General features: G+C 61.2%; 17 protein-coding genes. 8 read left to right on the forward strand and 9 right to left on the reverse strand.

Annotated elements, in window-relative coordinates:
- Window positions 1–73: 73 nt before the first annotated feature.
- The 3 genes from HX803_RS26270 to HX803_RS26280 form a co-directional block, all read right to left on the reverse strand.
- Window positions 74–841 carry an SDR family oxidoreductase gene (locus HX803_RS26270; RefSeq protein ID WP_094952746.1) on the reverse strand — a complete coding sequence of 256 codons (768 nt, stop codon included), beginning with the start codon at window positions 839–841 and terminating at the stop codon, window positions 74–76.
- A 9-nt stretch (window positions 842–850) separates the two neighbouring features.
- Window positions 851–1,918 (reverse strand): phosphotransferase family protein, encoded by a 1,068-nt coding sequence (locus tag HX803_RS26275; protein ID WP_178924726.1) that lies wholly within the window; start codon window positions 1,916–1,918, stop codon window positions 851–853.
- A 129-nt stretch (window positions 1,919–2,047) separates the two neighbouring features.
- Window positions 2,048–3,001 (reverse strand): 2-hydroxyacid dehydrogenase, encoded by a 954-nt coding sequence (locus HX803_RS26280; RefSeq protein ID WP_178924728.1) that lies wholly within the window; start codon window positions 2,999–3,001, stop codon window positions 2,048–2,050.
- Between the two features lie 456 nt (window positions 3,002–3,457).
- Here HX803_RS26280 and HX803_RS26285 point away from each other — a divergent pair, with 456 nt between their 5' ends.
- Entirely contained in the window at window positions 3,458–3,778 is a 321-nt protein-coding gene (locus tag HX803_RS26285) for a hypothetical protein (RefSeq protein ID WP_178924730.1), read from the forward strand.
- Here HX803_RS26285 and HX803_RS26290 read toward each other — a convergent pair.
- A complete protein-coding gene (locus HX803_RS26290) occupies window positions 3,775–4,320 on the reverse strand; it encodes a cysteine hydrolase family protein (RefSeq protein WP_178924732.1) in 546 nt (181 codons plus the stop codon). The two genes, HX803_RS26285 and HX803_RS26290, sit on opposite strands and share 4 nt — an antisense overlap.
- A 183-nt stretch (window positions 4,321–4,503) precedes the next feature.
- Complete coding sequence (locus HX803_RS26295; protein WP_178924734.1) at window positions 4,504–5,118, reverse strand: TetR/AcrR family transcriptional regulator; 615 nt, start codon at window positions 5,116–5,118, stop codon at window positions 4,504–4,506.
- 284 nt (window positions 5,119–5,402) lie between these two features.
- On the opposite strand from HX803_RS26295, the gene HX803_RS26300 reads away from it, so the two are divergent.
- The 3 genes from HX803_RS26300 (at window position 5,403) to HX803_RS26310 (ending at window position 9,860) form a co-directional block, all read left to right on the forward strand.
- Window positions 5,403–6,680: a serine/threonine transporter gene (locus HX803_RS26300; protein WP_178924735.1), complete on the forward strand. Its 1,278-nt coding sequence runs from the start codon at window positions 5,403–5,405 to the stop codon at window positions 6,678–6,680.
- A gap of 929 nt (window positions 6,681–7,609) precedes the next feature.
- Complete coding sequence (locus HX803_RS26305; RefSeq protein ID WP_178924737.1) at window positions 7,610–8,227, forward strand: ParB-like protein; 618 nt, start codon at window positions 7,610–7,612, stop codon at window positions 8,225–8,227.
- Window positions 8,217–9,860: a SulP family inorganic anion transporter gene (locus HX803_RS26310; protein ID WP_178924739.1), complete on the forward strand. Its 1,644-nt coding sequence runs from the start codon at window positions 8,217–8,219 to the stop codon at window positions 9,858–9,860. The genes HX803_RS26305 and HX803_RS26310 overlap by 11 nt, the downstream gene beginning before the upstream one ends.
- A gap of 51 nt (window positions 9,861–9,911) precedes the next feature.
- Here HX803_RS26310 and acnB read toward each other — a convergent pair whose 3' ends face one another.
- A complete protein-coding gene (acnB, locus tag HX803_RS26315; RefSeq protein WP_178924849.1) occupies window positions 9,912–12,521 on the reverse strand; it encodes a bifunctional aconitate hydratase 2/2-methylisocitrate dehydratase in 2,610 nt (869 codons plus the stop codon).
- 394 nt (window positions 12,522–12,915) lie between these two features.
- Between acnB and HX803_RS26320 the strand changes: the two genes are divergently transcribed.
- Window positions 12,916–13,386 carry a DUF1289 domain-containing protein gene (locus tag HX803_RS26320; RefSeq protein WP_178924741.1) on the forward strand — a complete coding sequence of 157 codons (471 nt, stop codon included), beginning with the start codon at window positions 12,916–12,918 and terminating at the stop codon, window positions 13,384–13,386.
- A 47-nt stretch (window positions 13,387–13,433) separates the two neighbouring features.
- On the opposite strand, the gene HX803_RS26325 is transcribed toward HX803_RS26320, so the two are convergent.
- The gene (locus HX803_RS26325; RefSeq protein ID WP_178924743.1) at window positions 13,434–14,297 is read right to left on the reverse strand and encodes a universal stress protein; all 864 of its coding nucleotides are present in this window, start codon (window positions 14,295–14,297) and stop codon (window positions 13,434–13,436) included.
- A 153-nt stretch (window positions 14,298–14,450) separates the two neighbouring features.
- Here HX803_RS26325 and HX803_RS26330 point away from each other — a divergent pair, with 153 nt between their 5' ends.
- The gene (locus HX803_RS26330; protein ID WP_105697059.1) at window positions 14,451–15,053 is read left to right on the forward strand and encodes a tRNA-(ms[2]io[6]A)-hydroxylase; all 603 of its coding nucleotides are present in this window, start codon (window positions 14,451–14,453) and stop codon (window positions 15,051–15,053) included.
- Here HX803_RS26330 and HX803_RS26335 read toward each other — a convergent pair.
- Window positions 15,009–16,208 (reverse strand): MFS transporter, encoded by a 1,200-nt coding sequence (locus tag HX803_RS26335; RefSeq protein ID WP_178924745.1) that lies wholly within the window; start codon window positions 16,206–16,208, stop codon window positions 15,009–15,011. The two genes, HX803_RS26330 and HX803_RS26335, sit on opposite strands and share 45 nt — an antisense overlap.
- Window positions 16,209–16,365: 157 nt before the next feature.
- Between HX803_RS26335 and HX803_RS26340 the strand changes: the two genes are divergently transcribed.
- Window positions 16,366–17,073, forward strand: coding sequence for a response regulator (locus tag HX803_RS26340; RefSeq protein WP_178924747.1), 708 nt, complete (start codon window positions 16,366–16,368; stop codon window positions 17,071–17,073).
- Window positions 17,074–18,351 (forward strand): ATP-binding protein, encoded by a 1,278-nt coding sequence (locus tag HX803_RS26345; RefSeq protein WP_178924749.1) that lies wholly within the window; start codon window positions 17,074–17,076, stop codon window positions 18,349–18,351.
- Between the two features lie 112 nt (window positions 18,352–18,463).
- Here HX803_RS26345 and HX803_RS26350 read toward each other — a convergent pair whose 3' ends face one another.
- Entirely contained in the window at window positions 18,464–19,255 is a 792-nt protein-coding gene (locus HX803_RS26350) for a MipA/OmpV family protein (RefSeq protein ID WP_178924751.1), read from the reverse strand.
- Window positions 19,256–19,261: the final 6 nt, after the last annotated feature.

Genomic DNA, 19,261 nt, shown 5'->3' on the forward strand with positions numbered 1-19,261 from the left:
AGCCCGCTCACTACAAAGCCTGGCCGCCCTTTGGTTCCTTAACTGACCATTGAGTTGGGTGATGCCCGCATTATCAGGACAAGAAACCACCGTCCACATTCAGCGACACGCCCGTGGTGTAGCTGGACGCATCACTGGCCAGGAACAACACCGCGCCGGCCATTTCGCTGGGGTCGGCCACACGCTTGAGGGGAATCTGCGCCAGGGCCATCTTCAGGATCGAGTCGTTCTTAACCAGTGCCGAGGCGAACTTGGTGTCGGTCAGGCCCGGCAGCAGGGCATTGCAACGAATGCCGAACGCCGCGCACTCCTTGGCGAACACCTTGGTCATGTTGATCACCGCGGCCTTGGTCACCGAGTAAATGCCCTGGAACACGCCTGGTGAGATCCCGTTGATCGACGCCACGTTGATGATGCTGCCGCCGCCGTTCTCGCGCATCAGTTTGCCGGCTTCCACCGACATGAAGAAGTAGCCGCGAATGTTCACGTCAACGGTCTTCTGGAACGCACCGAGGTCGGTGTCCAGCACGTTGCAGAACTGTGGGTTGGTGGCCGCATTGTTGACCAGGATATCCAGGCGCCCGAATTGCTCGCGGATACCGGCGAACACCTGGGTGATCTGTTCCATTTCACCGATGTGGCAGGCCACGGCGGTGGCTTTGCCGCCGTCGGCGATGATCGCATCGGCCACATGCTGGCAGCCTTCGAGCTTGCGGCTGGACACGATCACATGGGCGCCTTGCTGGGCCAGCAATTTAGCGATGGCTTCACCGATGCCACGGCTGGCGCCGGAAACGAAAGCGATCTTGCCGTCGAGGTCGAACAGGTGGGTCTTGGACATAGCGGTTCCTTAAAGGGACGATTTGCTGATGACGTTCAGGCTCATCTGCTCCAGCAGCGTGTTCATGTGAATGAACTGCGCAAAGCGTTTGTCCTGGGTCTGGCCATGGAAGAAGCGGTAGTAGATCTGCTGCACGATGCCGGCCAGGCGGAACAGGCCGTAGGTGTAGTAGAAGTCGAAATTGTCGATCTGGATGCCCGAGCGCTCGGCGTAATAGTCGACGAACTGGCGACGGGTGAGCATGCCGGGCGCGTTGCTTGGCTGGCGGCGCATCAGTTGCACCGGCGCCGGGTCTGCCGCTTCGATCCAGTAGGCGAGGGTGTTGCCCAGGTCCATCAGCGGATCGCCGAGGGTGGTCAGCTCCCAATCGAGTACGCCGATGATCTGCATCGGGTTGTGCGGGTCGAGGATCACGTTATCGAAGCGGTAGTCGTTGTGCACGATGCTGGAGGTCGGGTGGTCGGCCGGCATCTTGTCGTTGAGCCAGGCGCGTACGGCTTCCCAGCGCGGCGCATCGGGGGTCAGGGCTTTCTCGTAGCGGTCGCTCCAGCCACGGATCTGACGTTCCACGTAGCCTTCCGGCTTGCCCAGGTCGGCCAGGCCGCAGGCGGTGTAATTCACCTGGTGCAATTCCACGAACTTGTCGATGAAGCTTTTGCACAGGGCCTCGGTCTTGGCCGCATCCAGGCCCAGTTCGGCCGGCAGGTCGGAACGCAAAATGATGCCGTTGACCCGCTCCATCACATAGAACTCGGCGCCGATCACCGACTCATCGGTGCAATGCACGTAGGCTTTGGGGCAATACGGGAAGCCGTCCTTGAGCTGATTGAGAATGCGGTACTCGCGGCCCATGTCGTGGGCTGACTTGGCCTTGTGGCCAAAGGGCGGGCGGCGCAGCACGAATTCCTGGCCCGGGTATTCCAGCAGGTAGGTCAGGTTCGACGCGCCGCCGGGGAACTGGCTGATTTTGGGCGTGCCGCTCAGGCCCGGGATATGGGCCTTGAGGTAGGGATCGATCAGGCTGGCATCAAGTTCTTCGCCTGGGCGAATCTGGGTCGATTGGTCGTTAAGCGCCATGCTTATCCCTTCTGCTTATTCTAAAGGCCTCGGACTATTTCCTAATCTAATGCGCGCAGCCGCCAGGCGACAAGGTCGGGGCGGCTTAATAGGTTAGCGTGTTGGATGATGATCAGCGTGCCTGATCGGTCATTTAGTGGGCGGGGGCAGGGCGACCGGCGTGAGCACCGGGCGGCCGGCGAAGTATTCCACCAGGTTGTCGGCGACGCGCTGCACGGTGTCATGGGCCGCTTCCGGCGACAGGCCGGCGACGTGGGAGGTGAGCACGGTATTGCTCAGCTTCTTGAGCGCGTCGGGCACCTTGGGCTCATCGTCGAACACGTCCAGTGCGGCGCCGCCGATCCGGCGCTGCTCCAGTGCCGCCACCAGGTCGGCGGTGACCACCACACTGCCACGGCCGATGTTCACCAGGTAGCCGTTGGGCCCCAAGGCGTCGAGGGCGTGGCGATCGATCAGGTGACGGGTGCTTGCACCCCCGGGGGTGGCCAGGATCAGGAAGTCCGAGGTGCGCGCCAGTTCCACGGCGGTTGCGCAATAGGTGTAGTCCACGTCATCGCGAGGCTGGCGGTTGTGATAACTCACCTCCATGCCGAACCCGAGGGAGGCGCGCTTGGCGATTTCCATGCCTACCGCACCCAGACCGAGGATGCCCAGTTGCTTGCCGCCCAAGGAAGGGCGCATCACCTTGGGCCATTCGCTGCGGCGCACGGCGGCGTCTGTCTGAGGGATACCGCGCACCAGCGACAGCAGCAGCGCCATGGCGTGATCGGCCACCGACGGCGCGTTCACCCCGGCGCCGTTGGTCACGACAATCCCACGGTTGCTCGCGGCTTGCAGGTCCACGTGCTCATAACCGGCGCCGATCACGCAGATGATCTCCAGCAACGGCAAGGCGGCGATTTCCTCGGCATACAACCCCAGTGGGCCGCGGGTCAGCACCGCCTTGATCTGCCCACCATGGGTCTTGATCGCCTGGGCGCGTTCGGCAGGCGTCGGCGCCAGAATCACATGAAAGTCATTGCTCTCGATGATTTGCAGGTATTCGTTGATGGTTTCAACCAGGACCAGAACGGTGGTGGACATCGGAAGGCTCTTCCTGAAGGGTTTGAGAGGGGCAGTATGCGTGATTTGTAAGACGGAGCGTTTTGTTGGGATAGAAAATTTTCTTCTTTCGTAAGGCCTGTCTGAATTTCAAAACCGTCCGTCCAGGGTGGGTGTACTGAGCCAGACTTTGTCGACTTTCCCACCAGCAGAGACGACATGGATGCTTGTTCCTGCGACACCCGAAGAGATCGAATGGGCGCCATACGGTTACAAACACGGCCCCTCAACGCTTGTCCCCTGGAGAACGGTCATCGCCAGCACAGTGGTCGGCCCGGCCAAATACCGGCCCGGCGTCAAACCCTGGAACGTGATGGAATGCCAGCATTGCATCGGAGCCAGTCATGGAAAACTCAGCCGCTGGGTGCGAGTAGAGCTCAGTGCAGGTGCCATTCATGGCCACCTGATTTCTGAACAGGAATTCATGAGGTTAACAAATTGATCGCGTTCAACTTTAGCGGTGGCACAGTCACCCATGACGATCTGTCACTGCTGCAGGACATTGCGGTGGCAAAACAAACCGACTTGCTGAAAGAAGATATGCTCCAGGTGGAGTTTGCCGGTGGGCTACTTCTGGATGTGGGTTGGTACCCTGAGTTTGATGCTTCGGGTGGTTTCCGGATAAATGTCATCAAGAATTTCGACTGGGATCGTCCGGTCGTGGCATTGACGGCACACGAAACCGCAGAGCTTGTAGAACAACTGAACGTAGCGCAGGACGCCATCAATGGCGAACTGCGCAAGACCTCGGCTTTTTAGTCGGCGGTAGCCACGGCCGAACGCCAGACATCCACCGCTTTGACCTGCTTCACAAATGCTCCCGCCAGCGTCGCATTGTGATGGTCGATGATCGCCTTCGCGGACAGTGCCGGGGTGTCCATGCAGGTATGGCCATCCTCCGGCAACACCACCGAAAACCCCAGCTCAACCGCCACCCGGCACGTGGTGTCGACACAGAACTGCGTTTTCATCCCCACGATCACCAACTCATCGACGTTTGCTGCCGCCAGGCGCTCCGCCAGGTCGGTGCCCAGGAAGCAGCTGGGGCGGGTTTTGTTGAACAGATAATCCCGTGCTTCATCGACCTCAAGGCCAGGCCACAGCTGCCAGAACGGGCTGCCCGCTTCGATGGGCGAGCCGGCCGGGCCGGTGTGGCGGGCGACGAAGATCGGTGCGTGGGCGGCGCGGGCGCGCTGAGTCAGCAGGTTGATGGTGTCGAGTACGCGCGCTCGTTCGAAGGGTTTTTGCGGGCCGTCGTACAGGCCGACTTGCATGTCAATGATCAGCAGGGCATTAGCCATGGTGGTGCTCCTTGTGGGTGCCAGGTGACGGAGCAATAAAAAGGCCCCGTCCATTGCTGGCGGGGCCTTGGGGTGATTCCGGGGTGTGTCTAGTTCACGCACCCACGGTCACCGCACGACCCGCCATAAGCGGTCGTGGTGGTGGTACGGGTGAGGAACAGCTGGATAAGGTTCATGGCCTGATCATGCGGTGGCGGGTAAGTGGCTGTCAACGCAAGTGTCTGTTTTCTTCTCGGGCAAAAGCGTGTTTCGGGCAGCGTCGAGGAACTCTTCTGATAAGCCGCTGCCCCGAGTCGCGCGGGCGAGCACCAAGGCGCCGATCATCATCGCGTAGTCAGCCAGCATGGCCTGGCGACTGTCATCCCGCAGTTGCTCGAAGACGTCCAGCGACTGTTCGACGCCGTTGATGAAGCTGTGCTGCAAGGCGGTGTCGGCAGGTTCATGGCACATGTCCGGGGTGAAGGCCGAGATCGGGCAGCCGTCCCCCGGGTTGTCGCGGTGGTGGGTCGAGAAATACGTGCGCAGGATCGCTTCGCGGGCCGACTGCGTGTCGGCGCTGGCGCTGATCTTTTCTTGCCAGCCGAGGTTTGATTGTTCAAATGCTTTTTGGCACGCCTCGGTGGCCAGGGCTTCCTTGGAGGCAAAGTGCCCGTAAAAACCACCGTGGGTCAGGCCGGCGGCGGCCATCACGTCCGACAGGCTGATGCCATGCAACCCGCGTTCACGGAACAGGCGCGTGGCGGCCTCGACGATGATTTCGCGGTTGAGTTCGGCTTGTTTGCGGGAGACGCGGGGCATGGCGAGGTTCTCGGGATAAAGGCGGGCACTGCGCTAAAAAGTACAGGAATGCCCGGCAATCTAAAATAGATTTGTTGGGGAATGTATTCCCGCAGCGGCGCTGGAGCCGGCGTAAACTGGCGCTTTTAGCCACCCTTGAGCGTCTGCACCGCCTAACCGTTCCTCAGCTAAGTCTTTGCTTATTCAGGAGAATCCCGGACAATCGCGCCCCTGTTATGGTCGGGGCGCTGCCTGTCAGGTTTTTCTGACTCGTCCCGGCTATGGAAATGCGGAGATCCGACCGGATGAATGATCAGGCCAATAGCGTCGACCAACGTTATGAGACGACACCTGCAACCCTCACAAGCTGGAGCCGCCAGGACACCACCTGGATGCTTGGCCTGTTCGGCACCGCCATTGGCGCCGGTACTTTGTTCTTGCCCATCAACGCCGGCCTGGGGGGCTTCTGGCCGCTGCTGATCCTGGCGGTGCTGGCGTTCCCGATGACGTTCTTTGCCCACCGTGGCCTGACCCGTTTCGTCCTGTCCGGCCGTGAAGGCTCCGACATCACTGACGTGGTCGAAGAGCACTTCGGCATCAAGGCCGGCGCGTTGATCACCCTGCTGTACTTCTTTGCGATCTTCCCGATCCTGTTGATCTACAGCGTCGCACTGACCAATACCGTCAGCAGCTTCATGGAGCATCAACTGCACATCATGCCGCCGCCCCGGGCGATCCTGGCGTTTGTGCTGATCCTCGGCCTGTTGGCCGTGGTACGTTGCGGCGAGCAAGTGATCGTCAAGGCCATGAGCCTGATGGTGTATCCGTTTATCGTGGCCTTGCTGTTCCTGGCCGTGTACCTGATCCCCCACTGGACCGGCGGCATCCTCAGCACTGCAAGTGAAGTGCCGGCCCCCTCGGCGCTGCTCAACACCCTGTGGCTGGCCATCCCGGTGATGGTGTTCTCGTTCAACCACTCGCCGATCATCTCGGCGTTCGCGGTGGACCAGAAGCGCCAGTACGGCGCCCACGCCGATGAGCGCAGCTCGCAGATCCTGTCCCGCGCCCATCTATTGATGGTCGTAATGGTGCTGTTCTTCGTGTTCAGCTGCGTGCTGACCCTGTCGCCGGCGCAGTTGGCCGAAGCGAAAGCGCAGAACCTGTCGATCCTGTCCTACCTGGCCAACCACTTCGACAACCCGACCATCGCCTTTGCCGCGCCATTGATCGCGTTCGTGGCGATTGCCAAGTCGTTCCTGGGCCACTACATCGGCGCCAGCGAAGGCCTCAAGGGCCTGGTGGTCAAGACGGGGCGCCGCCCGGCACCCAAGGCGCTGGACCGCATGACCGCAGCCTTCATGCTGGTGGTGTGCTGGATTGTCGCCACGCTTAACCCGAGCATTCTCGGCATGATCGAGACCCTGGGCGGTCCTGTTATCGCGTCGATTCTGTTCCTGATGCCGATGTATGCCATCCGTAAGGTACCGGCCATGGCCAAGTACCGTGGGCAGGCGTCCAACGTGTTTGTCACGGCCGTTGGCTTGGTGGCGATCACCGCGCTGATTTATTCGCTGCTGTCCTGATTCCAGGCGGCAACGACACAGGCCGATTCGCGCATACCGCGAATCGGCCTTTTTTGTGCGCGCAGCACGGGGGCAATCGATTCAAACGGTGGGGGCGGCGGTGCGACGATTCGACTGGCTCGCGAAGGCGGCCTGTCAGGCGATTTAGTGTTATTGGATGTACACGGTCCTAATGTGTGGGCTTGCCTGCGATGGCGGCCACTCAACCAACCCACCCCTACCTGACACCCCACATTCCAACTGTGGGAGCGGGCTTGCTCGCGAAGGCGGCCTATCAGGCGATTTAGTGTTATTGGATGTACACGGTTCTAATGTGTGGGCTTGCCTGCGATGGCGGCCACTCAACCAACCCACCCCTACCTGACACCCCACATTCCAACTGTGGGAGCGGGCTTGCTCGCGAAGGCGGCCTATCAGGCGATTTAGTGTTATTGGATGTACACGGTTCTAATGTGGGAGCTGGCTTGCCTGCGATGACTGTGGGCTGGACGCTATAGATTTTTGGTCGGAGTACATATCCGTTGCTGCGGTCACGGCGGCTTAGGGTTCCGCCCTTACGGCGGGTCACTTTCGAACAGCGCGAAAGTAACCAAAGCGCTCTTGCCCCACCACTCGGTTTCTCGCCTAGGCTCGACATGCCCGAACGAAGGCTTGAATCCGTGGGCCGCCGTCATGGGCCATCCCTGGCCCAGGAAGGCTAACCCGGCGTCCTGCCGGGTTACCCACGGATTCAAGCCTGCGTTCGGCCAGCGTGGTTAACGGGGCGCCTCAGATCCAGATCAAGATCAAGATCAAGATCAAAAGCCAAAGCCAAAGCCAAAGCCAAAGCCAAAGCCAAAGCCAATGGCTGGGGCCGGAGTGTCTATAGATACCTGCGTTGCAATGAGGGCTAAGCTTGTCGGCTTACAGGTTCCTTTTTGGAGTTGTCCATGGCTCGGCCCCGCCCGCAACTGGTCACCGGCAAGCTGGAAAAGCTGCACCCCACGCAACTCACTGTCGGCCTGGCTGAGGTCGCCGCCAAGCGCGAAGCCTGGACCAAGCTCAAGCGCAAGGAGCGCGCCGCTGCGCTGGATAAACACTGGTTCCCCTGCGTGTTGGGGCCGGACGAGCGTTTTTACATCACCGATCACCACCACTTTGGCCTGGCCCTGCTGTTGGAAGAGGTCAAGAGCGTGTCGTTGCTGATGCTCAAGGACTTGTCGTTCGTCGAGCGCAGCACGTTCTGGAATGTCATGGCGTTCAACCAGTGGGTTCACCCTTATGATGCCCGGGGGCTGCGTCGTTCCTACGAGGCTATCCCCCGAAAGATTACCGACTTGCAGGATGATCCCTATCGCAGCCTGGCGGGCCTGCTGCGTACGGCGGGCGGTTACGCCAAGGACGCTACGCCGTTCAGCGAGTTTCTCTGGGCTGATTTTTTCCGCTCCCGTATCGGTAGCGATGTGGTCAGCCAGCCGAGTGCCAAGGTGTTGGCCAAGGCTATGGTCCTGGCGCGCAGCCAGGAAGCACGTTATTTGCCGGGATGGGTAGGGCCGATTGAAAACTGAAACCAATGCCCCTGTTGTTGCATCACCCAGCCGTATCCAGGACCTGCTTGCCGGGTTGTCCATTGCCGGGTTGTTGCTGCCCGAAGCGGTGGCGTATTCCAGCATCGCCGCATTGCCACCCCAGGCTGGGGTGATTGCCCTGTTTGCAGGGCTGCTGTGTTACGGCCTGTTCGGCACCAGTCGCTTTGCGATTGTTTCGGCCACCTCGTCTTCGGCGGCGGTATTGGCGGCGGCTACGGCCAGCCTGGCCGGTGGTGATCCGGCGTTGAGGCTGTCCCTGGCGTTCGGCCTGGTGCTGATCACTGCGGTGCTGTTCCTGCTGGCGGGGTTGTTCAAGCTGGGGGGTGTGACGTCGTTCATCGCCAAACCGGTGTTGCGCGGCTTTGCCTTCGGATTGGCGCTGACCATCATCCTCAAGCAGTTGGCCAGCGTGGTCGGCGTGCACCTGACCGACAACAACCTGATCCGCTTCCTGCCGCAATTGCTCGAGCAGTTGCCTCGCTGGAACTGGCCGGCCGCGACGGTGGCCGGGGTGGCGTTGCTGGTGCTGTGGGTGTGTGCGCGGATTCCTCGCTTGCCGGGCGGGCTGTTGGTGGTGCTGCTGGGCATCGTTGCCGGGCAATACCTGGACCTGCAGGCCCACGGCGTTGCCCTGATCGGTTTGATCGATCTGCGCCTGGCGTTGGGGCACTTCCCGGATTTGCCGTTCGCCGACTGGCTGCGGTTGGGCGAACTGGCGTTTGCCTTGGTGATGATCCTGTATGCAGAGTCGTACGGCTCCATCAGCTCGTTTGCGCTTAAACACGGCGATCATGTGTCATCCAACCGCGACCTGCTGGCCTTGGGCGCGGCCAACCTGGTATCCGGGTTGTTCCACGGCATGCCGGCCGGTGCCGGGTATTCGGCCACCTCGGCCAATGAAGCGGCGGGGGCCAGCTCGCGTCTGTCGGGCATTGTCGCGGCCTTGGTGGTGCTGATGATCGTGCTGACCGTGCTGCCGTATGTGGCGCTGACCCCGGAGCCTGTGCTGGCGGCCATCGTCGTGTATGCCTTGGCGCGGGGCTTGAGTCTGCAACCCCTGGGGCGTTATTTCCTGTGGCGGCGCGACCGTTTGCTGGTGGTCTGTGCTGTGGCGGCGGTGCTGGTGTTGGGCGTGCTGGATGGTTTGCTGCTGGCGGTAGCGATCAGCGTGGTGTTGATGCTGCGTCAGATGTCGTCGGCCGACATACAAGTGCTGGGCCGCCTGGGCGATAGCCATGACTTTGTCGACTGCCAGCACCACGCCGATGCGGTGGCAGTGCCCGGTGTGTTGATCGTGCGGCCCAGCGAGGCGCTGTTCTTCGCCAATGCTGAACGTATCCTCGGCGCCGCCTTGCGCTTGATGCGCCAGTCGCCGGTGGACGCAGTGGTGTTGAGCCTGGAAGAGTCGCCGGACCTGGATGGCACCAGTATTGAAGCTCTGGCGGCGTTCTTTGCCCAGGTGCGCGGGGAGGGCAAGCGCCTGGTGCTGGCGCGTGTGCGGCATCCGGCGATGGACGTGTTGCAGGCATTGCCTGAAGCGCAGGCGCCGCAGGTTCAGCTCTGCGCCCTGAGTGTCGATGGTGCCGTGCAACTGGCCAAATCCCAGGCATAAAAAAACGCCGCGTATCGTGGAATACGCGGCGTCCTTTTACGTCAACACACCTTAGGCTTGAATCACCGGGATGTTGGCGCTTGCTGCGATCTTACGGAACTCGGCGATCTGGTCGAAGTTCAGGTAGCGGTAGACGTCACTGGCCATGGTGTCCAGTTTCGCTGCGTAGCCCATGTACTCTTCGACGGTCGGCAGGCGACCCAGAGTGGAAGCAACAGCCGCCAGCTCAGCCGAGGCCAGGTAGACGTTCGCGCCGTCACCCAGGCGGTTCGGGAAGTTACGGGTGGAAGTCGACACAACGGTCGAGTTCGGCTCTACACGTGCCTGGTTACCCATGCACAGCGAGCAGCCCGGCATTTCCATGCGCGCGCCAGCCTTGCCGTAGATGCCGTAGTAGCCTTCTTCGGTCAGTTGGTGAGCGTCCATCTTGGTCGGCGGCGACAGCCACAGACGGGTTGGCAGCTGACCCTTGACCTGCTCCAGCAGCTTACCGGCAGCGCGGAAGTGACCGATGTTGGTCATGCACGAACCGATGAACACTTCGTCGATCTTCTCGCCTGCAACGCTCGACAGCAGACGGGCATCGTCCGGGTCGTTCGGTGCGCAGAGGATAGGCTCGTTGATTTCCGCCAGGTCGATCTCGATGATTTCGGCGTATTCCGCGTCGGCATCGGCTTCCATCAGCTCAGGGTTCTTGACCCAGGCTTCCATCGCTTGAGCACGACGTTCCAGGGTACGTGCATCGCCGTAGCCTTCACCGATCATCCAGCGCAGCAGGGTGATGTTGGAGTTCAGGTACTCGGTGATGGACTCTTTGGACAGCTTGATGGTGCAACCGGCAGCCGAACGTTCCGCCGAGGCGTCGGACAGTTCGAACGCTTGCTCCAGCGTCAGGTCGTTCAGGCCTTCGATCTCCAGGATGCGGCCGGAGAAGGCGTTCTTCTTGCCTTTCTTCTCTACGGTCAGCAGGCCCGACTGGATCGCGTAGTAAGGAATGGCATGAACCAGGTCACGCAGGGTGATGCCAGGTTTCATCTTGCCTTTGAAGCGCACCAGGATCGATTCCGGCATGTCCAGTGGCATCACGCCAGTGGCTGCGGCGAACGCGACCAGGCCAGAACCGGCCGGGAACGAGATGCCCATCGGGAAACGGGTGTGGGAGTCACCACCGGTACCCACGGTGTCCGGCAGCAGCATGCGGTTCAGCCAGCTGTGGATGATGCCGTCGCCTGGACGCAGCGATACACCGCCACGGGTCATGATGAAGTCAGGCAGGGTGTGGTGGGTGGTCACGTCGATCGGCTTTGGATAGGCCGCGGTGTGGCAGAAGGACTGCATCACCAGGTCGGTCGAGAAGCCCAGGCACGCCAAGTCTTTCAGTTCGTCACGGGTCATCGGACCGGTGGTGTCCTGGGAGCCCACGGTGGTCATCTTCGGCTCGCAGTAGGTGCCAGGACGAACGCCTTTGCCTTCCGGCAGGCCGCACGCCTTGCCCACCATTTTCTGTGCCAGGGTGTAGCCCTTGCCAGTGTCGACAGGTGCTTCAGGCAGCTTGAACAGGTCGGTTGGGCCCAGGCCCAGTTCGGCACGTGCCTTGTCGGTCAGGCCGCGACCGATGATCAGCGGGATACGGCCGCCGGCACGGACTTCGTCCAACAGCACCGGGGTCTTCATTTCGAAGGTGGTGATGACTTCGTCGGTGCCGTGTTTGCAGACTTTGCCAGCATGCGGGTACAGGTCGATCACGTCGCCCATGTTCATGTTGGTAACGTCGAATTCGATTGGCAGTGCGCCGGCATCTTCCATGGTGTTGTAGAAGATTGGAGCGATCTTGCTGCCGAAGCAGAAGCCGCCGGCGCGCTTGTTCGGCACGTATGGCACGTCGTCGCCGAAGAACCACAGCACGGAGTTGGTGGCCGATTTACGCGACGAACCGGTACCGACCACGTCGCCCACGTAGGCGATCGGGAAGCCTTGGCCGCGCATTTCTTCGATCTGCTTCATCGGGCCGGTCTTGCCTTGCTCGTCCGGCACGATGCCTTCGCGCGCCATTTTCAGCATGGCCAGGGCGTGCAGCGGGATGTCCGGGCGGGACCAGGCGTCAGGCGCAGGGGACAGGTCGTCGGTGTTGGTTTCGCCGGTGACCTTGAAGACGCGCAGGCTGATCTTGTCGGCCAGGGTAGGGCGGTTGCGGAACCACTCGCCGTCAGCCCAGGACTGGATCACAGCTTTGGCGTGTTCGTTGCCGTTACGGGCTTTTTCAGCCACGTCGTGGAACGCATCGAACATCAGCAGGGTGTGCTTGAGTTGGGCGGCGGCGACAGGAGCCAGGGTGGCGTCGTCCAGCAGCTCGACCAGGGTCACGATGTTGTAGCCGCCTTGCATGGTGCCAAGCAGTTCAACGGCGCGCTGTTTGCTGATCAGGGGGGAAGAGGCTTCGCCCTTGGCCAGGGCAGACAGGAAACCGGCCTTGACGTAGGCAGCTTCGTCAACACCTGGTGGAATGCGGTTGGTGATCAGGTCAACGAGGAATTCTTCTTCGCCAGCCGGAGGATTTTTCAGCAGCTCGACCAGGCCTGCGGTTTGTTCGGCGTTAAGCGGCTGGGGAACGATACCCAGTGCTGCACGCTCTTCGATATGTTTGCGGTAGGCTTCAAGCACAGTTATTACCCTCATCAGTGGTCCCACGGGACGCTCATCCAGAAATGAACGGCACGCATGCGCTCGGGGGCTTTTTGGGCCGCAAAGCCAGCGCTGCCGGCATTCCTCACAGAAGCTGCTTTCAAAGTTTTACGCCTGCAGAGCGGAGCTGATGAGGGTTGGCGCTGGCTATTTACCGCGTAAATAACCGTCGCCAACACCGCTCTGAAGGAACGACTGTGCTCGTGACGCTTTGAAAACAGCTTCCAATGGACTATTGGCGCCTTACAAGGCCGGATGATTCTACGGCAAAAAATTTCTAAAGGTAAGTTGCCTAACCAAGTTTGCGGGGTGATAGCCGTTAGACAAAGGGCTAACATGGCGCATTGTTTCGCTGATCGGCGTGTTGTTGCCCATGTCCAACCAAACCATCAAGACCCCCTGCGTCGGCCTGTGCTCCACGGTTTACGGCGATCTGGTGTGCCGTGGCTGCAAGCGCTTCCATCACGAGGTGATCCAGTGGAATGGCTATAACGAGGAAGAAAAACGAGCGGTCTGGCTGCGCCTGGAGCAACTGCTGGTGCAGGTGATGGCCGGCAAACTGGAGGTGTTCGACCCCAAGGCCCTGCGCGGGCAGTTGGAGCAACGCAAGATCCGCTTTGTGCCGCACCAGTCCGAGTACTGCTGGGCCTACCAGTTGATCGCCCGGGGCGCGCGGGTGATTTCCAACCTGGAGGCCTATGGCATGGTGCTATTGCCGGAGTTTCGCGGGTGGACGTTGCCGGATTTGCGCGATGCCATTGACCGGGAGTTTTTCATCCTCTCTGAAGCGCATTACCAGCGCTACATCGCCCCCGGGTTTCTCAAGGATGTATTTTCCACCTGACACCACACGAAACACCTGTGAGAGCTTCACGGTTTGAAAGGGCAGTGTCAGGGCTTGCTGGCCAGTTCTTCCAGATGATCCATCAACTCCTGCGGCTTGAGCACCAATACATCGCTTTCCAGCGTATCCAGCACGACCTCTGCAGTGTTGCCGATCAATGCCCCGGAAATACCCGTGCGGCCCACGGTGCCGATGATAGTGACCGCCGCCTGCAGCGTGTGGGCGAGATGCGGTATCAACACGTCCGCCGGCCCTTCCTCGATATGCAGATGTTTGTCATCCACATCGAACTCCGCCTGAAACGCCCTGCATTGCTCGCGATAACGCGCCTCGATGGTCTCCTTGAGCTGGAAGGTCGGGTCGGCCGCTGACAGCATCGGCGACGGGTGGGCGCTGATCACATGCAGCTGCGCCTTGGCCAAATGCGCGATGTCGAAACCGTGATCGATGATCGAATTATGCAGTGAGCGGTGTTCACCGTCGTTGTTGCCCACGTCGATGGCCGCCAGGATCACCCGGCCCGCCCACGGTGTGGCGGTCTTGACCAACAGCACCGCAGTCGGGCAATAACGCAGCAACTTCCAATCCGCAGGCGTCAGCAGGGCCTTTTTCAGCGCGCTGTCAGGGAAGTGCTGCTTGATCACCAGCCCGCAGCCCTCGGCCTGCTGCACATCGATGATGGTTTCATGCAGGCTGTCATTCCAGGCCTGCTCGGTGGTGACGCTGTAGCCGTCCTCCTGCAAACCGGCCTTGAGCAGGCTCAGCAGCGCCGAGTGCTCGTGTTTCTTGTCGCACACCAGTAAATGCAAGTGCGCGCCGGTGACCCCGGCGATCAGCTTGGCACGCTTGAGGGCCAGGCTTTCCGAATGCTCGGGCTCGATGACCACCAGGAGGCTGCGGATGGCTTGCATGGTCGGGAACTCCAGGAAGAGGGTGGGCGTGCAACAACTATAGTTGCTGCCACGCTGCCGTCATGTTGATGCACATCAAGGGCGGTGGCTGGTGGTCTGCGGCGTGGTCGGTATAATCGGCGCCCTTTTGTGATCCTTTTGCCCGTGAGCCCGATGAACCTGCCCGAAATCCACGAATTCCTCGGCTGCCGCACCCCCGACGCCTGGGTCCAGGCCGCACTGGCCGATCAGGAAACCCTGCTGATCGACCACAAGAACTGCGAATTCAAAGCGGCCAGCACCGCCCTGAGCCTGATTGCCAAGTACTACAGCCATGTCGACCTGATCAACATGATGTCGCGCCTGGCCCGGGAAGAACTGGTGCACCACGAACAAGTCATGCGGCTGATGAAAAAGCGCAAAATCGAGCTGCGCCAACTGAATGCCGGGCGTTATGCCTCGGGTTTGCGCAAAGTGGTGCGCACCCATGAACCGGTCAAATTGGTGGACACGCTGGTGGTAGGCGCGTTCATCGAAGCGCGCAGTTGCGAGCGTTTCGAAGCTCTGGTGCCGCATTTGGACGAAGAACTCGGCAAGTTCTACTTCGGCTTGCTGAAAAGCGAAGCCCGGCACTTCCAGGGCTACCTGAAACTGGCCTACCAGTACGGTGACGCCAAGGATGTCGCCCAAGTGATCGAGCGGGTGAGGGCGGCCGAGCAGGAGCTGATCGAGTCACCCGACGTCGAGTTCCGCTTTCACAGTGGCGTGCCAGCCTGACGCCACGGCCACGCCGATCAGCGCGGTGATTCCGGTCAGCAGCAGGATCACCGTCTGCGTGCCCAGGGGCGCCGCCAACACGGCAATCAGCAAACCGGCCAAGGGCTGGGCCAGGTTGTTGAACAGGGTGATCACGCCCACCGTCTTGCCAAAATCCTGCACCGGGATCACCCGCTGCCGGGTGCTGCGCATGTACACGTTGAACATCTTGTCGAAGCCGGTCACCAGCAGGAACCCCAGGGTGTAGGCCCAGAGATTGGGGCTGATCGCCATGATCAGCGCGCCCACGGCAATCATCGTATACGACAGGCCGCCCAGCACCTTCAGGGGCAATGTGGCGCGCGCCAGGTAAAACAGGATGGCGATGGTTACCCCGGCACCGGCCGCCTGCAGCACGGCATAGCCATCCTTGCCCGCGCCAAACTGGCCGGTGACCATCGCCGCCGAAGTCGCCAGGGTCACGCCGATGATCAGGTTCACGCCCACCGCCAGGGTGATCACGCGTTTCAACTCCGCCAGGTTGCGGATATGCCCCAGCGCCGTGCGCAGCGGCTGCAGCCAGATATCCCGATGCTGCACAAAGACTTGCAGGTTCACTGTGCTGTTGCGTTGCCACACGCGCATCGCCACGTCGGCCATCACAAACAACCCGGCCACCCCCAGTACCACGAGGTGCCAAGGCCACACCTCCAGCATCAGCGCCGCCACCAGCGGGCCCAGCACCAGCCCGCTCTGGTCGGCGATTTGCGAGTAGGACAGGGTCTTGGCATAGCTGTATTGGGAGAATACATGGGGCATCAGCACTTCTCGGGCCATGATGCCCTGGGTGGTCAACACCCCGCACAGCGCCGAGAGCAGCACGATCCAGTGGATCCCCTCGAACAGGCCGTACAGCGTCACCGCCATCACGCAGGCCAGTGCCCGATACACCTGGCTGATATGCAGGATGCGCGCGGGCGGGTACTTGTCGCACAATGCCCCGCACACCGGAAATGCCAGGTAGCGCGGCAGCGACTCGACAAAAAATGCCAGGCCGGCCCAGGAAACGCTCCCGGTACTCTGGAACACGATCAACGGCACGATAAACAGCAGAATCTGGTCTGCCAGTCGCGACAAAAACAGCGAAACAAAGAACGCCAGGTAATCCTTGCGCATACAACTCCCTGTGAATGGCGTTAAAGAGTGCGGGGTATTTGTTAAAAACTCTTAAAAGCATGAAGCTTCGTCGGCGCGTAATGGCCAACCGCTTCTGTGCACCGGCTTGCCACCTATAATGCGCACACTTCAATTCGCGCATCCACACTGAGAATTTATGGAAAACCTGGGTCTGGGCAAGGTTCTGCTCGTCGAGGACGATGAAAAGCTGGCGGGGCTGATCGCGCACTTTCTGTCGCAACACGGTTTCGAGGTGCGTGTGGTGCACCGGGGCGATGAAGCCTTGGCAGCGTTTCTCGATTTCAAGCCGAAAATCGTCGTGCTCGACTTGATGTTGCCGGGCCAGAGCGGCCTGCACGTGTGCCGCGAAATCCGCAATGTGTCCGACACGCCCATCGTGATCCTCACCGCCAAGGAAGATGACCTGGACCACATCCTGGGCCTGGAGTCCGGTGCCGACGACTATGTGATCAAACCCATCAAGCCACCCGTGCTGCTCGCCCGTTTACGTGCCTTGCAGCGTCGCCAAGTGCCCGAGCCCACCGTGCGCGGCTTCCTGGAGTTCGGCCGTTTGTCGATTGACCGCAGCTGCCGGGTGGTCAGCCTGGGCGACGAGAAGGTCGACCTCACCACCATGGAGTTCGAGCTGCTGTGGTTGCTGGCCAGCCACTCCGGCACCATCCTGTCGCGCGACGACATCCTCAACCGCATGCGTGGCATCGCCTTCGACGGCCTCAACCGCAGCGTCGACGTGTACATCAGCAAGCTGCGCGGCAAGCTCAACGACAACCCACGGGAACCGGTGTGCATCAAGACCATCTGGGGCAAGGGCTACCTGTTCAATCCGTTTGCGTGGGAGGCCTAGATGCTACGGCTGTTTTTGCGCCTGTACGTCATCCTCGCGCTGGGGTTGGCCGGGGCGATCTGGCTGGTCAACTACACCTTCGACGAGCTGCTGCCCGAAGCCAACGAAGTCTATAACCGCGAAGCGCTGCGCGGCCCGGCTTATGGCGTGGTGGAGCAACTGCGCCCGGTGCAGGGCGCGGCCCGCGAGGCGCGCCTGGCGGAGCTGCAACCCCATTACGGCTTGCACCTCAAGCTGGTGGAACGCGATGCCATGGCCCTCAACGAGCGCGAGCAAAAGCTGCTTGCCGACGGCCAGTTGGTGGTGCGTGGCGACTTCATGGAGTTCATCACCAATATCGACGGTGGCCCGCAACTGCTGGACATCAAGTTGCCGGAAGAACCCAAGTGGTTGTACCTCTGGGCCTATAGCTTCCTCGGGGTAAGCCTGGCGATCGTGTTGTATTTCTGGGTACGCCCCCATTGGCGCGACCTGGAGCATATCCGCCTGGCCGCGCAGCGGTTTGGCGATAACGACCTGGGTTCACGCATCCTGCTGCCGCGCCGCTCCACCGTGCGCGAACTGGCCGGGCACTTCAACCAGATGGCCGAGCGCATTGAAAGCCTGATCGCCAACCAGCGTGAGCTGACCAATGCAGTCTCCCACGAGCTGCGCACGCCGATTGCGCGGTTGTCGTTCGAGCTGGACCAGCTCAAGCAACAGGCCGACCCGCGCCAGAGCCGCGAGCTGATTTCCGATATGTATGCCGACCTCGGCGAGCTGGAGGAAATGGTCTCGGAGCTGTTGACCTACGCCAGCCTGGAGCGCGGCGCCACCCAAGTCACCCGCGAAAGTATCGAGGCCCACAGCTGGCTCGACAGTGTGATCGGCAGCGTGGCGCTGGAGGCCGAGGCGGCCGGTGTGCAGTTGTCGTTACGCACCTGCGAGGTGGATTTCATCCAGATCGAGCCGCGCTTCATGGCCCGTGCGGTGATCAACCTGCTGCGCAATGCCATCCGCTATGCCGAGCGCCGCGTGGAAGTGTCGCTGGTCAAGTTCGGCAGCGGCTACGAAGTGCGGGTCAACGACGATGGCCCGGGCGTACCGCTGGACGGCCGGGCCAAGATCTTCGAACCCTTCATGCGCCTGGACGCCAGCCGCGACCGCCGCACCGGCGGCTTTGGCCTGGGCCTGGCGCTGGTGCAGCGTGTCAGCCAGTGGCACGGCGGGCAGGTGGAAGTGCTGGATTCGGAGTGGGGCGGGGCATCATTCCGCATGACCTGGGCATATGCCGAGTGAATGTGTAGACGTTCTAATGTGGGGCGGGCTTGCTCGCGAATGCGGCCGATCAGTCGAAGTATCTTTGCCTGACACACCGCCTTCGCGAGCAAGCCCGCTCCCACCTATCAGGTCAGAAGGTGTACTCGACCATCCCCATCACCGACGTCTGCAACCGCCGCTCCACAATCGGGCTCTTGCCCGCTTCATCTGCCAGGTACTGCACGTCCAGCAAGGTCGAGAACTGGGTGTGTTCGCTGATTGGCACGCTCCAGGTCAGGTTCATGCCGTTGCTGATGTTGCCCGCGCCAGCCTTGTAGGCCTTGAAGCGGCTTTGCGCGGCCTGGCCGGTGGTCACGCCGTACCAGGTCTGCAAGTACTCACGGTCGCCGAAGTGGCTGCTCAGGCCAGCATCGACTGAACCATAGCGGCCTTCATACAGGTTGGTACCCAGGCTCAGCTCCAGGTGGGTATAGGCCTTGCCGGTGTCCTTGTGATCGTTTTCCTTGAGCGCATGCTCCAGGGTCGCCCCCGCGATCACGCCGCCCAGGTTGTAGCTGGCACTGACGCCCAACTGCGGGCGTGACTTGATCTCGCCCATGCCCTTGAGGCGTTTGGAGCCTGCGTGCAGGCTGTCATTTTTATCTTTGCGTGAACCGCTGGCGCCCACGTAGGCGCTGAAGCTCAGGGCATTCCCTTCATAACCCCAACCCAGGCCTTTGTCGGTGTCGAGGAAGATGCCCCAGGGGCTGACGACTTTGCCGCCCAGCACTGGCGCGGTCATGCGTTCATCGCTGCCGCTGTAGCGCGGCGCATTGGCCACGCCCGCCTTGAGGCTGTATTCCCAGTCGTCGGCGAATGCCGTGTTGGCGCCCGCAAGCAGGCACAGCGAGGTCATCGACAGGCAAAGGTTTCTTGAGCGCATCAGGGT

Source organism: Pseudomonas sp. P7548 (assembly GCF_013386585.1).
GTDB lineage: Bacteria > Pseudomonadota > Gammaproteobacteria > Pseudomonadales > Pseudomonadaceae > Aquipseudomonas.